Source organism: Azonexus caeni, from assembly GCF_048146105.1.
Lineage (GTDB): Bacteria > Pseudomonadota > Gammaproteobacteria > Burkholderiales > Rhodocyclaceae > Azonexus > Azonexus aromaticus_B.
Genome location: NZ_JBKJAD010000001.1, coordinates 26,203 through 38,675, shown reverse-complemented (window position 1 = coordinate 38,675; position 12,473 = coordinate 26,203). Strand labels below are relative to the sequence as shown.

Sequence of the window (12,473 nt, the reverse complement as noted above, 5' to 3'; positions counted from 1 at the left end):
GTGTTCACAGGCTATGTCGAAGCGTCCAGCCCCCCCGGGGGGCGGCGAACGCAGTGAGCGGGGTGGTGCAATGCGCCGCTGGCTTGCGCCAATGGCCGTCAGGCCTTGGCGAAAGCCTTGTCGATTTCGGCGCGCAGCGCGTCGTAATCGCGCACCACCGGGAACTGCGGGAATTCGCGGACGACGTTTTCCGGCGGGTGGAAGAGGATGCCGCCGTGGGCTTCGCCGAGCATCGCCGTGTCGTTGTACGAATCGCCGGCAGCGACGATGGTGAAGTTCAGTTCCTTGAAGCGCTTGACCGCTTCCTGCTTCTGGTTCGGCATGCGCAGGTGGTAGTTGACCAGCATGCCGTCGGCGTCGGCTTCCAGCGAATGGCAGAACAGCGTCGGCCAGCCGAGTTGGCGCATCAGCGGATGGGCAAATTCGTAGAAGGTGTCGGACAGGATGACCACCTGGTAGTCCTCGCGAAGCTGGTCGAGGAAGGCGCGGGCGCCCTGCATCGGGCCCATTTCGGCGATCACCTTCTGGATGTCCGGCAGGCCGAGCTGCTTCTCGCGCAGCAGGTTCAGCCGGTAGGTCATCAGCGTGTCGTAGTTCGGCTCGTCGCGCGTCGTCCGCTTCAGTTCGGGGATGCCGGTACGCTCGGCGAATTCGATCCAGATTTCCGGAACCAGGACCCCTTCGAGGTCAAGACAGACGATTTTCACGGGCAACTCCCTGAGACGGCGAAAAAAGCGGGATTTTACCCGAACGGACGGCGTCTCAGCGGAAATGAAAGCGGAATTGCTTGTCCCGGGAGGGCAAACGTTTCACGGGAAACCGGTAACCCGGCGACAGCCTTCAATCCACCGCCGGCAGTGCGTCCAGTGCCTCGTGCAGTTCCAGCCAGCGCAGCTCGGCGGTGTCGATCGCTTCGCCGAGTTCGCCGGCGCGGCGGTGCATTTCTTCGTTTTTCTGGCGGTCGACCGTGGCGTAGAAGTCGGGATCGGCGAACTGGGTGTCCAGCGCAGCCTTTTCTTCCTGCCATTTGGCCAGGTTGCGGTCGATTTGCTCGATTTCCTTGGTCAGCTTGCGCCGTTCGGCGAGTAGCGCTTGCCGGTTGGCCTTGGCGTCGGCGCGTTGTTGCAGGCGTTCGGCTTTTTCGGCCTGGGCGTCGGCGGCCGGCGCCTTGTCGGCGCTGCGCTGGGTGGCGAGCCAGGCGGCGTAGTCGTCAAGGTCGCCGTCGAAGGGCGTGGCGGCGCCGTTGTCGACCAGCCACAGTTCGTCGGTGCAACTGCGCAGCAGGTGGCGGTCGTGCGAGACGACGACCATGCCGCCTTCGTAGTCCTGCAGCGCGAAAGCGAGCGCTTCACGCATTTCGAGGTCGAGGTGGTTGGTCGGCTCGTCGAGGAGCAGCAGGTTGGGTCGGGTGCGGATGAGCAGGGCGAGCGCCAGGCGCGATTTTTCACCGCCGGAGAAGGGGCCGACCGGGCGGCTAGCCATCTCGCCACGGAAATCGAAACCGCCCAGGTAGTCGCGCAGTTCCTGCTCCGGCGTCAGCGGTTCGAGCTTTTGCAGGTGCCAGAGCGGGGTTTCTTCGGGGCGCAGTTGTTCCAGCTGGTGCTGCGCGAAGTAGCCGATGTTGAGCGCCTTGGCTTCCTTGCGCTCGCCGCCTTGCTGGGCGATGCTGCCGGCGAGCAGCTTGATCAGTGTCGATTTGCCGGCGCCGTTGCGCCCGAGCAGGCCGATGCGGCAGCCGGGGCGCAGGGTCAGCGTGAGGTTTGCGAGAATTTTGCGGTCAACGTAACCGGCGGCGGCATTTTCAATCAGCAGCAAGGGGTCGGGCAGGCTGTCCGGGGCGCGGAAACTGAACTGGAACGGCGAATCGGCGTGCGCGGCGGCGATGATCTCCATCCGTTCGAGCATCTTGACCCGGCTTTGTGCCTGGCGCGCCTTGGTCGCCTTGGCCTTGAAGCGCTCGACGAAACGGCTCAGGCGGGCGATTTCCCGCTGTTGCGCTTCGTAGGCCGATTGCTGCTGGGCCAGGCGGGCGGCGCGGGCGCGCTCGTAATCGGAGTAGCCGCCGGTGGTCAGCGTCATCCGCTGCTGGTCGATGGCGACGATCTGACCGACCACGGCGTCAAGGAAATCGCGGTCGTGCGAGATCAGCAGCAAGGTGGCCGGCGTGCTCTTCAGCCATTGTTCGAGCCAGAGTACGGCGTCGAGGTCGAGGTGGTTGGTCGGCTCGTCGAGGAGCAGCAGGTCGGCGCGGCAGGAGAGAGCGCGCGCCAGGTTCAGGCGCACCCGCCAGCCGCCGGAAAAATCGGCCACCGGACGGGCGAAATCGGCGTCGGTGAAGCCCAGGCCGTGCAGCACCTCGGCGGCGCGCGCCTTGGCCGAATAGCCGTCGATGTCGGCGTAACGCGTGTGCAGATGGCCGATCGCCTCGCCGTCGCCGGCCGCTTCGGCGGCCGCCAGCTCGCGCTCGACGCGGCGCAGTTCGACGTCACCGTCGAGCACGAACTCCAGTGCCGGGGTCGGCAGCGCTGGCGTCTCCTGCGCCACGCGGGCAATCTGCCAGACGGCCGGGATGTCGCAGTCGCCCTGTTCGGCGTGCAGTTCGCCGGCAAGCAGGGCGAACAGGCTGGATTTGCCGCAACCGTTGGCGCCGACCACGCCGACCTTCCAGCCGGGGTGAATCTGCAGGTTGGCGTCGACGACCAGCGGGCGGCCGACGCGGGCGAAAGTGAGTTGGCGCAGGGAGATCATGGCGGGGCGAATTATAGCGGCGGGCTGCTAGAATTCCCGCATCGCCGGCCGGGTTTGTCCCGAAATGCCGCCGTTTTCCGGGTCCATGGCATGAAATATCGATACTGCGCAGCGTTTGCTGCTCTCCTGTTGCCTTGTTGCGCGACGTTTGCGGAAGATTCCGGCTGGGAGGAGCGTCTCCAGCGTGCCGCCGCCATCAAGGCCGAGGCCGCGCGGCAGCAGCGTGCTGCCGATAGCGAGTTCGAGCGGCGCAAGATTGCCTGCCAGGAGAAGTTCCTGGTCAACGATTGTGTCAACGAGGCGCGCGGCGAGCAGTTACGGGCTCGCCAGGCGAATCAGGCGCTGGAACGTGGCGCCGAGGAGATGGAACGCCAGGTCAAGCGCGAACAACTGGCCGCGCGCAAGGCGCAGGTCGCTGCCGATGCCGAGGAAAAGGCGCGCAGCCTGACGCAGCGCGAACAGGATATTGCCGCCCGCGACCAGGCGGATGCTGCGCGGCGCGATGCAATTGCCGCGCGCAAGGCGCGCCAGGCCGAAGCCGGCGCTCGTCGCAGCGCCGAACGCGAGGCGGCGCACCAGCGCAAGGTCGAGGCACACGCCCGCAAGCTGGCCGAGGCCAAAGCCAAGGCGGCCGCCAGGGCGGCGAAGCAGCAGTAGGGGCGGGAGAGGTCGGGGCGATGATCCGCAAGATTGTCATCGACCAACTCCGGCCCGGCATGTACGTCGTCGATCTGCACAAGCCCTGGCTGGAGCACGGGCTTTGGTTGAGCCGCTTTCCGGTCCGCGACTGGGTGCAGATTCGGCGCTTGATCGACGCCGGTTTTACCGAGATCAGCATCGATACCCGGCGTGGTCGCGATGTCGACCTGCCAGGCAGTAGTCCGCCGCTGCCGGTGCCGCCTGAGCCGCGCCCACTGCGGCGGCCGCCGCCGACGGTTTCGCTCGGCGAGGAGCGGCGGCGGGCCAGCCGCCTGCTCGGCGACGCCTGCCGCCAACTCGACGAGATGGCACGGGCGGCGCGCGCCGGCGAACGGGTCGATGCGCTGGCGCTGGAAGTGGTGGTCGACAAGCTGATCGAATCGGTTGCCCGCAACCCGGACGCGCTGGTGCCGCTGGCCCGGATCAAGCGGCCGGAAACCTACGATGCCGGCCACGCTGTCGCCACCGCAGCATTGACCGTCGCCCTGGCCCGTCAGCAGCAGGTCGCCGCCGCCGAACTGGAGAAGATGGCGCTCGGCGCGCTGCTCAAGGACATCGGTCTGGCGGCCATCGACGAACGCCTGGTGAGCAAGCAGGGGCAACTGTCGCAGGCCGAGTACGCGATCGTCCAGAGCCACGTCGAGGAAGGCCTGGCGGTTCTGGAAGCGACGGTCAGCCTGCCCGAGACCACGGTCGCGGTGATCCTCGAGCACCACGAACGCTACAACGGTGCCGGTTACCCCTACCGCATGGCGGGCGACGACATCACGCTGGCCGGGCGCATCGCCGCCGTCGTCGATGCCTACGACGCGATGACCTCGGACCGCCCCTACCGCGCCGCCCTGGCGCCGACCGCCGCGCTGCGCCAGCTCTACGAGCAAGGTGGGGTGCAGTTCGACCCCGGGCTGGTCGCCGGCCTCGTCCATGCCCTCGGCGTCTATCCGGTCGGCACCCTGGTACTGCTGGAAAGCGGCCACCTGGCAGTGGTCGAGCAGGGAACGCCGGGCGATCCGCTGCGCCCGGTGGTCAAGGTCATCTATCACGCGGCGCGGCGGCAATACGTCGAGCCGGTGCGCGCCGACCTTTCGCGCAAGGTCGGCAACCATTACGGGCGCATCCTGCGCGCCGAAAGTTTCGAGCGCTGGGGGCTCAGTCCTCTGCGCTGGCAACCTGCCTGATCAGCTTGCGGATCGGCGTCGGCACGCCGGCGGCGGCAGCCTCGGCCAACGGCAGCCATGCGTCGCCCGGTTCGCCTGCCGAGAGCGGCGGCGCGACGCGGCAAAGCAGCGGTTTCAGGGTCAGCCGGAAATGCGTGAACACATGTTTGAGCGGTGGCAGTTCGCGCTGCTCAGATGCGATCAGGCCGCGCGCGGCGAGGATCGTCGCCGGATCGCCTTGCGGCGGTACCAGCAGACCGCCCCACAGCCCGTGCGGCGGCCGTCGTTCGAGCAGCAGCCGGTCGCCAGCCAGAAGCAGCACGAAAACCGCCTCGCGCTCGGGCAGCGGCGGTCGCGGCTTGGCTTCCGGCAGGCTGCGCTGACGGTTCTCGCGGCGGGCGACGCAGTTTTCGGCAAAGGGACAGGCCGGGCAATTGGGCAGGCCGCGCGTGCATAGCGTCGCTCCCAGATCCATCAATCCCTGCGTGTAAGCGCCGATCTCCGTGGCGTCCGGCAGCAGGCTTTCGGCCAGTGTCCACAGGCGCCGCTCGACCGCCGTCGCGCCGGGAAAGCCGGCGATCCCGAACACCCGGCACAGCACCCGCTTGACGTTGCCGTCGAGAATCGCCGCCCGTTCCCCGAAACAGAAGGCGGCAATCGCCGCTGCCGTCGAGCGACCGATACCGGGCAATTCAGCGAGCGCCGCGGCATTCTCCGGAAAACGCCCGCCGCATTCGGCAACGATGCGTTGCGCGCAGCGATGCAGGTTGCGCGCCCGGGCGTAGTAGCCCAGGCCGGCCCAGTGCTCGATGACCTGCTCGATGGGCGCCGCCGCCAGCGCGCCGACGTCGGGAAAACTGGCCAGGAATCGGGCGTAATACGGCAGCACCGTTGCCACCTGGGTCTGCTGCAACATGATCTCCGACAGCCAGACCCGGTAAGGGTCGCGTGTTCCCTGCCAGGGCAGGTCGTGGCGTCCGGCGCTGCGCTGCCAGGCGATCAGGCGTTGGGCAAAGCTTTGTTCTTGCGGCAAATTTCGTCTCGACGCGGAAAGCGGGAGCCGGGATAATACGTCCTTTTTTCCGCCAGCGACGCCCATGACCCAGCCCGTTACCGATACCCGCGCCCTGCGCAATGCCCTCGGCCGTTTCGCCACCGGCATCGCCGTCGTCACGGCCATCGACCCGGATGGCAAGCCGATCGGACTGACGGTCAACTCCTTCTCCGCCGTCTCGCTGCAACCGGCGCTGGTCCTCTGGTGCCTGGGCAGCGGTTCGGCCAACCTGGAAGCCTTCCGCAAGGCCAGCCATCACGCGATCAACATCCTCGCCGCCGACCAGCAGGACCTCTCCAACCGCTTCGCCACCTGGCCGACCGACCGCTTCGCCGGCTTGCCCTGGCACGGCGGCTACGGCGGCGCGCCGGTGCTGGAAGGCTGCTGCGCCAGCTTCGAAGTCGCTAACGAAAGCGAAGTCCCCGGCGGCGACCACAGCATCTTCATCGGCCGCGTCGAGCGCTACGGCGAAAACCCGGAACTTGCCCCGCTGCTCTTCCACGCCGGCCAGTACCGCCGCCTCGCCGAGCTCTGACAACGATTGAACCGGACGCGAACTCGGCATAGAATCGCGTCCTTGCCGCCCGAGCGGGCGTCGTATAATGGTAATACCCTAGCTTCCCAAGCTAGAGCCGTGGGTTCGATTCCCATCGCCCGCTCCAACCATTTCCTAACTAGCTGTTCGGTATAGGAAATCGGTCGGTAAATCCCGCCGCTACGTAACACTACTACGAAAGGGTAGTGCGAATGGCGAGGTCGGGTTATCTTTACCGCCGCTCAAGCGGTATCTACGTTGTCCGTATCTGTGTTCCCAAGCGCCTCCAGGCCGTTATAGGTCGTGGAGAGATTCATGTCTCTACCGGAGTTCGCGATCCAGCAACGGCTAAGGCTGCTGCGTTTCGTCTGCTGTCGCAGTGGCAGCAGCGTGTTTTGGAACTGGATGAAATGGACGTTCTCAAGGTTGTAGAAGGCTCTCCACTTCTGGCTGGTGATGGCGTGATTCGTCTTGCTGACTTTGCGCTGGCGCTTGGCATGGAGTCTAAGGCTCTGCTCGTGGAGGTCGCCAATCATGGCGTAGCTCTCGTTTGCGTCGCCGATGGCTGGCAAGGTGTAGAGGTTGCCGATATTGCCGAGGTCGAGCGCGAGTCGGACGGTCAGTTCATTTTGAACAGTGTGGAAGAGATTGGCGAACCTGTCATGCTGACGGGCCAGCTTGTCTTGTTCGACACCCGACTGGCTGTCAGCCGATTGCTGAAGGACGGCGAATATCTGGGTGAAGTGTTCTTCCGAGACGCGAAGCGGAAGCGTGCTGTCTTTCTCGATCCGGGTGAAAAAGTCGGAATCGATGCGCTGATGCTATCCAAGCGCGATGCAGAGCGTATCCGGCTGGCACTGAGCGTGGGAGTCACACCGTCCATGTTGGACGCGGCCAAAGCGCTCCGGCAACCTTCCTTGCCCGTTCATGCTGTTGCTCATGTCCATCCGTCTGTGGTTGCTGGTCACAAGTATGGAGCGATGCGCGTTTCCGAGGTGCTGGATCGATTTCTCGCTGATAAGAAGGCGAGTTGGAAGGACGATCAATATAACCGCATGAATGGTATCTGCGGGACGTTTGTCGAATTGATGGACGATCCGATATTGGCTGACCTGGATCGTCCGATGATCGCCGAATATCGGCGTCGGCTTCAGCAGTTGCCGGACAATTTGTGTCAGGCTAGGCGCCGCTATGGATTGACGAGCTTGACCGAATTGATCGGCGCTGTGGAATCTGCTGGCGACCCAAGAATGGAACTGTCTTCGGCCAACCTCTACATTCGCAGATTGTCGGAAATGCTGAATTGGGCGGTGAGAGAAGAGTTGTTGCCGAGGAACCCCGCTGCAGGGGTGGGTGGTGCAGGCAAGCGTGACAAGAGGGAGCAAGACGAGCGCGGCATTTTCGATGCCACCGATCTGGCCAAGATATTCAGCGTGGAGTGGTTCAAGGAAGGCAAAGGAAAGACATCGGCGCGTGGCGGGTTCCACAGCTACCAGCCGCACTACTATTGGCTACCGTTGTTGGGACTCTATACAGGTGGCCGTCTGAACGAACTAGCCCAGTTGTATCTGGATGATATCCAGCAAGACGAGGCCGGCTGCTGGTATCTCGATTTCAACCTGGATGGCTCGGACAAGATCGATGCCGACCCCAAGGAAGAGCGGTCAGAGGGTAGCGACAAATCGCTGAAAACGATCAACTCCCAGCGTGTTGTTGCCCTGCATGATCGATTGGTTGAGCTTGGGTTGCCGGATTATGTCGAGGCTTTGCGCCGTGCGGGGCATGTTCGACTTTTCCCGGAATTGCGGTTTGACAAGATCAAGGGCTACGGCAAGGCCGCTGGCTCTTGGTTCAATGAGCGGTTTCTTGGAGCACGGCTGGAAATTCCCCGCGATGGCACCAAGACCTTTCATTCACTGCGCCACATGTTCATTACGGGGTTGTTCGACGCCGAAGTGCCGGAAGCGACGGTGGCCCAGGTCGCCGGACATGAGCGAGGCAAAACGATGTCGGCAAAGCGCTACCGGAAAGATCAGGTTGCCAGCAAACTGCAGCCGTATATCAATCGCGTTGAGTATCCGCTACCGACGTTGGCGCCATTCGATGTTGCTGCTGGTGTGCAGGCTGTCGCGAGTGCTTTGGATCGAAAGGAACGGCGCCGGAAACAGCAAGTCCGTAGCGAAAGCAGAACTGCTAATCAGCCCTAGTTATAGGGACGCTCTTGGTCTTGTTCTGAAATCAAGGCTTGGCGAGGGGTGCGAGGCAGTTTGCCCTGCATGCTCAAGCTGGATTTTCCGACTTTTCGCCACCGGTTGCTGCTTTAGCCTTGTCGGGGCGCGGGCAGGTCGAGCGTAGTCCGTCGATATGTTCCGTCAGCCCAGCGGAGATGGTCCGCCACATTGGGTCCAGAACGAAATCAATGCCTTCACGGCGAGCCAGCTTGGCGGCAGGGACGAAGTCGGCGTCGCCTGCGAACAGGATGATCTGATCGACCTGCTTCTTGTAGGCGAGAGAGGCAATGTCCAGCCCAATTCGCATATCGACGCCTTTTTGCCGTGCCTGCGGGATCACGTCGTCCTCAGTCAAGTCCTCGAACTTGATCTTCTTTTTCAACAGCTCGTCGATTTTCGTGGGCTTGATCGTCCAGGGTGTATCGCTGGCAAGATGGCCAAGTCGTAGCGCAACCTTGCGCTTGGTCAGGAGTGCTGCATGCAGCGCCAGACGGAACTTGGCCTCGTCCGATTTTTTGAAATCGCATGCCGTGCCAGAAATTGGGTTGTGGAGTTTCTTGTCCAGCGGAGGGCAGTCGTAGAAGAAAATTCGATACAGGTCGCGCCGCCGTCGGTGGGCGCGATTGCCGTTTTCCTTCTGTGGGGAGCCATCGGAAAGATGTAGCATGGCCCAGCGACAGGCCAAGTCTGCGGCGCGAGCGGCGTCATGGGCGTTGTGCGGCTCGATAGCGCGGAAGCGGCGCACAAAGTAAGCCCCATCAATCAGAATGGCGGTAGGCATCGGCACTCCAAACGAAAACGCCCAAGGGGTCGGCACGTCCAAATATGTGGAGGACGGCTTACTGCCAAGGGCGGGATGGTTTTATCGTATCACGATAGCTAAATTTTTAGGTAAATTATTTATCTACCGAACGCTTCTATAAGATTTTACGTTTCCGACCTGGAACGATGGACAGACCACTTTCAACCCATTGCCGTCCAGCTAGGACTTCGCTCTGTTCCGGCGCAGGGGCATATTTGGTTGCGCGGCGATTTCGGCACTAAGTTAGCACTAACTTATACTAAGTTTTCCCAGGGGCGCAGGTGTTGGATAGCGACCGTATTCCGGCAGTGTCGGCACTTGTTTCTATCATGTGTTGGAAATATAGCCCTTGGCTTTCCTAACAGTCCGTCCTATTCTGACACCGTTTTCCGACATTTCAGACAGGGCGAAGGTGATGATGTATTTCGGATATGGGCGGGTCTCTACTGGACAGCAGACGACGGACAACCAGCGGCTTGAGCTTGAGCAAGCCGGCTACAAGATCGAATCGGATTTCTGGTTTGCTGACGAAGGCATCAGCGGCAAGGTCGCCGCGTCTCAGCGCCCGGCTTTCAAGGCGATGCTCGGGCAGATTCGGAAGGGCGAGACCTTGGTTGTCTCGAAGTTGGATAGGCTCGGGCGTGACGCCATCGACGTGCTTCAGACCGTCCGGCAACTCGGTGAGCGCGGCATCAAGGTCGTCGTGCTGCAACTCGGCAATACCGACCTCACGGCACCGGCAGGCAAACTCCTGCTGTCCATGCTGGCAGCGGTAGCTGAGATGGAGCGCGACCTGCTGGTTGAGCGCACCCAAGCCGGACTGGCTCGTGCGAAAGCCGAAGGAAAGACCCTCGGCAGACCATCAAAAACGACGCCTGCCGAACGATCAGAAATCCGACGCAGGCTGGGTGCGGGTGAATCCGTTAGCGCTCTGGCGCGCGCCTACGGGGTCTCTCGGGCGAATATCATTGGCATTAGAAATGGCTGATGCCAATTGCTAATTTCTGAAGCTTGAGTGTCAGTAGGTCTGATCCATGCAGTTTGCCCAAGCCTTCATGTGGGCATCTTTGCCATCGGTGGCTTGGTCATAGCCATAGTCGATAGCGAACCTAATCATTGCGTCGCCACGATCACCCGCATTCATAGCACTAGCAGCCAGATCAAGGTATTTCTGTTTTGGCTCTCCTCGCTGTCGTGCCTCATAAACAGTGCGTGCCATGCCACCCATGCTGGAACAAAACCGGCCACGAGAAACAGAATCGGAGTAGTTGCCGGCCTGTGCAATGCTGACAAGGCAGGTTGAGAGAATGATGGTTGCGATAATCTTGATGCTCATTACTCGACCTTGCTCATGATGCGAACCATCTTGCCATCCTTGTCAAAGGCGATCTTGGTGCCACGCGCCCCGAGAGCAGTAGCATAGATCCACGTAACGGTTTTTGAGCCATCAGCGGCAAAGTTTTGCGCCTTGGGTTTGCCCAACTTCTGAACTGCTTCGTCATAGGTCGTGACGCCCGGCTGCATCGCCTCGACATCAGCCATATCAAAGCGGGTGCCGTGAGATGCGCAGGCTGTAAGTGCGAACATTGCGACGACGATCATCAACTTCTTCATTTTGGTTTTAACTCTCCTTAGTGTGCCTATTTGGCACGATTAGTGCGTGGCCGATAAGAATACAATAAATGACATTCGCGGGGGTGAAGATACCTCTGCGAAAACGATTCGGACAGCGTGTAAAGGAGTTGCGACAAGCGACTGGGTTGTCGCAGGAGGCGTTCGCCGACCGTTGCGGGTTTGCTCGCAGTTACATGAGTCGGGTAGAGCGAGGAAGAGCTAATCCGTCGCTGGACGCGATAGAGACGCTGGCCGATGCATTGGACGTTGAAGTCGCAAAGTTCTTTCAGGCAGATGAAGGTGCAGAGCCAGGCGTTGTGATGGTTCCATTTGCCGCTGACGGCACTTGCTTCAATCCGACGTTGCGTCGAACCAAAGCGAAAACCTACGGCGTAGGAGAGAAAAGTCGGACGTTGCGCTTCCAAACCTTCGAGGAGGCGCTTGCCCACTTGAAGTCCATGAAGCCTGCAAAGTGGTGGCGTCCGAATCGTAATGGCAATTGGGGATTGGTGACGGCGGTTCGCTGGGCACCACTACCAAACAAGCAGGGCGAGGCTACCAGCTACCCCATGACTCACCGTAACCAGTAGTTTTCCGACCTTTTGCGAATTTCCTTGTCAGGTCGTCCAAGCGAATCTGGATCATGCGGTTGCCGAGCTTGTGCCGATGATGTCCATCAACGTTAATTAGAGGCTCATGGCTGGCGCCGTGGCTTCCGACATTTTGCAGAGTATCCAGGGCTAAGCGCTTTCTAGTCGCTTCGAGTAAATTGGCCATGCGTGGATTCCACGATCTCAACTTGGGCATGGCATATTGCTTGATCTCGGGTCTTGTCAGCCGGAAGTAAGGCCCCACTTGCCGGAAATCGAAGCCAAATAGACTGCTCGGGTCAGACAACCCGAAATGCCGACATCCGGCACTGTTCAGGTTCAGTTCTAGCCGACACCGCCATTTTTCGGGTAGCAAGGCAGTCTTGTTGTCTGTGACCTTCGCATAGAGGCGCATGAACGCATAATTGGCTTGATCCGGGTCGGCATAGATCGGGTTTGCGTGGCCGAGATACATCGTTTCGTTGGCGTTGGCTCGCCGCTCAACAACGTGCGTAAAGACCGGCTCGACGTGTTTCCGACCTTTTGATACACGCGTGGCGATTTGTAGTCCAGGGCCTTGCCACGGATAGAGATGGGTAATCAGCCATTGGCGAATGGTCTCGATCATTGCCTTGCGCTGTTCGGGCGAAGAGCAGCCTTTGGGCGTGAAGTCGTAAAAGACCTCGATGCCGTCAAACTGTGCTTCCGGCAGTTCCCTCGCAACCGTTTCAATTTCACCGACCGTTGGCTCCTGAATGGTCAGTAGCATGCCGTCTGTGCCACCTGCGCGGATTGGGGTGGTTTTTGTTTTTGACGCGGGAAGCGTCAGTGCCTTTGCCGTGCTGCTGAAAAATCGGACGAAATCGACGCCACAGCTTTTCTTGTAGGAATCGAAGTCGGGATCGGACGGCATGGTTGTCATGGCGGCAGAGGTAAGCGAAAGGCCGGCATTGTAGAGGCCGGGAGCAGGCAATAGAACCCTCGAACGCAGGGCAGGATCGAGACCTTCCCGGAAGCCGCACGTGAAGTGCATAATCGACAGC

Annotated in this window: 13 protein-coding genes, 1 tRNA gene and 1 pseudogene; 8 read left to right on the top strand and 7 right to left on the bottom strand. The window is 61.4% G+C overall.

The window, feature by feature from the left end; genetic code table 11:
- Window positions 1-98: 98 nt before the first annotated feature.
- Together thrH and ACLIIZ_RS00200 are read right to left on the bottom strand one after the other, a co-directional pair.
- On the bottom strand, window positions 99-707 hold the full coding sequence (gene thrH / locus ACLIIZ_RS00205) for a bifunctional phosphoserine phosphatase/homoserine phosphotransferase ThrH (protein ID WP_416690081.1): 609 nt from the start codon (window positions 705-707) through the stop codon (window positions 99-101).
- Window positions 708-840: 133 nt separating this feature from the next.
- Entirely contained in the window at window positions 841-2,748 is a 1,908-nt protein-coding gene (locus ACLIIZ_RS00200; RefSeq protein WP_416690079.1) for an ATP-binding cassette domain-containing protein, read from the bottom strand.
- Window positions 2,749-2,838: 90 nt separating this feature from the next.
- On the opposite strand from ACLIIZ_RS00200, the gene ACLIIZ_RS00195 reads away from it, so the two are divergent.
- A complete protein-coding gene (locus ACLIIZ_RS00195) occupies window positions 2,839-3,405 on the top strand; it encodes a hypothetical protein (RefSeq protein ID WP_416690077.1) in 567 nt (188 codons plus the stop codon).
- 20 nt (window positions 3,406-3,425) lie between these two features.
- Window positions 3,426-4,625: an HD-GYP domain-containing protein gene (locus ACLIIZ_RS00190; RefSeq protein ID WP_416690075.1), complete on the top strand. Its 1,200-nt coding sequence runs from the start codon at window positions 3,426-3,428 to the stop codon at window positions 4,623-4,625.
- On the opposite strand, the gene mutY is transcribed toward ACLIIZ_RS00190, so the two are convergent.
- The gene (mutY, locus tag ACLIIZ_RS00185) at window positions 4,597-5,637 is read right to left on the bottom strand and encodes an A/G-specific adenine glycosylase (RefSeq protein ID WP_416690073.1); all 1,041 of its coding nucleotides are present in this window, start codon (window positions 5,635-5,637) and stop codon (window positions 4,597-4,599) included. The genes ACLIIZ_RS00190 and mutY overlap by 29 nt on opposite strands.
- A gap of 64 nt (window positions 5,638-5,701) precedes the next feature.
- Here mutY and ACLIIZ_RS00180 point away from each other — a divergent pair, with 64 nt between their 5' ends.
- The 4 genes and pseudogenes from ACLIIZ_RS00180 to ACLIIZ_RS00165 all read left to right on the top strand — a co-directional run bounded on the left by ACLIIZ_RS00180 (window position 5,702) and on the right by ACLIIZ_RS00165 (window position 8,400).
- The gene (locus ACLIIZ_RS00180) at window positions 5,702-6,193 is read left to right on the top strand and encodes a flavin reductase family protein (protein ID WP_416690071.1); all 492 of its coding nucleotides are present in this window, start codon (window positions 5,702-5,704) and stop codon (window positions 6,191-6,193) included.
- A 53-nt stretch (window positions 6,194-6,246) separates the two neighbouring features.
- Window positions 6,247-6,320: transfer RNA gene (locus ACLIIZ_RS00175), tRNA-Gly, on the top strand.
- A gap of 85 nt (window positions 6,321-6,405) precedes the next feature.
- Window positions 6,406-6,576: pseudogene (locus ACLIIZ_RS00170) on the top strand (DUF6538 domain-containing protein); the annotation flags it as partial.
- A gap of 12 nt (window positions 6,577-6,588) precedes the next feature.
- Window positions 6,589-8,400: a tyrosine-type recombinase/integrase gene (locus ACLIIZ_RS00165; RefSeq protein ID WP_416690685.1), complete on the top strand. Its 1,812-nt coding sequence runs from the start codon at window positions 6,589-6,591 to the stop codon at window positions 8,398-8,400.
- 73 nt (window positions 8,401-8,473) lie between these two features.
- Here the strand turns inward: ACLIIZ_RS00165 and ACLIIZ_RS00160 are convergent, their stop codons facing one another.
- Window positions 8,474-9,205 (bottom strand): NYN domain-containing protein, encoded by a 732-nt coding sequence (locus tag ACLIIZ_RS00160; RefSeq protein ID WP_416690070.1) that lies wholly within the window; start codon window positions 9,203-9,205, stop codon window positions 8,474-8,476.
- A gap of 370 nt (window positions 9,206-9,575) precedes the next feature.
- Here ACLIIZ_RS00160 and ACLIIZ_RS00155 point away from each other — a divergent pair, with 370 nt between their 5' ends.
- Window positions 9,576-10,214: a recombinase family protein gene (locus tag ACLIIZ_RS00155; RefSeq protein ID WP_416690068.1), complete on the top strand. Its 639-nt coding sequence runs from the start codon at window positions 9,576-9,578 to the stop codon at window positions 10,212-10,214.
- A gap of 30 nt (window positions 10,215-10,244) precedes the next feature.
- Here the strand turns inward: ACLIIZ_RS00155 and ACLIIZ_RS00150 are convergent, their stop codons facing one another.
- Entirely contained in the window at window positions 10,245-10,562 is a 318-nt protein-coding gene (locus ACLIIZ_RS00150) for a hypothetical protein (RefSeq protein WP_416690066.1), read from the bottom strand.
- The gene (locus ACLIIZ_RS00145) at window positions 10,562-10,840 is read right to left on the bottom strand and encodes a hypothetical protein (RefSeq protein WP_416690065.1); all 279 of its coding nucleotides are present in this window, start codon (window positions 10,838-10,840) and stop codon (window positions 10,562-10,564) included. The genes ACLIIZ_RS00150 and ACLIIZ_RS00145 overlap by 1 nt, the downstream gene beginning before the upstream one ends.
- 68 nt (window positions 10,841-10,908) lie before the next feature.
- Here ACLIIZ_RS00145 and ACLIIZ_RS00140 point away from each other — a divergent pair, with 68 nt between their 5' ends.
- Window positions 10,909-11,430, top strand: coding sequence for a helix-turn-helix domain-containing protein (locus ACLIIZ_RS00140; protein ID WP_416690063.1), 522 nt, complete (start codon window positions 10,909-10,911; stop codon window positions 11,428-11,430).
- On the opposite strand, the gene ACLIIZ_RS00135 is transcribed toward ACLIIZ_RS00140, so the two are convergent.
- Complete coding sequence (locus ACLIIZ_RS00135) at window positions 11,396-12,403, bottom strand: hypothetical protein (protein WP_416690061.1); 1,008 nt, start codon at window positions 12,401-12,403, stop codon at window positions 11,396-11,398. The two genes, ACLIIZ_RS00140 and ACLIIZ_RS00135, sit on opposite strands and share 35 nt — an antisense overlap.
- Window positions 12,404-12,473 lie beyond the last annotated feature (70 nt).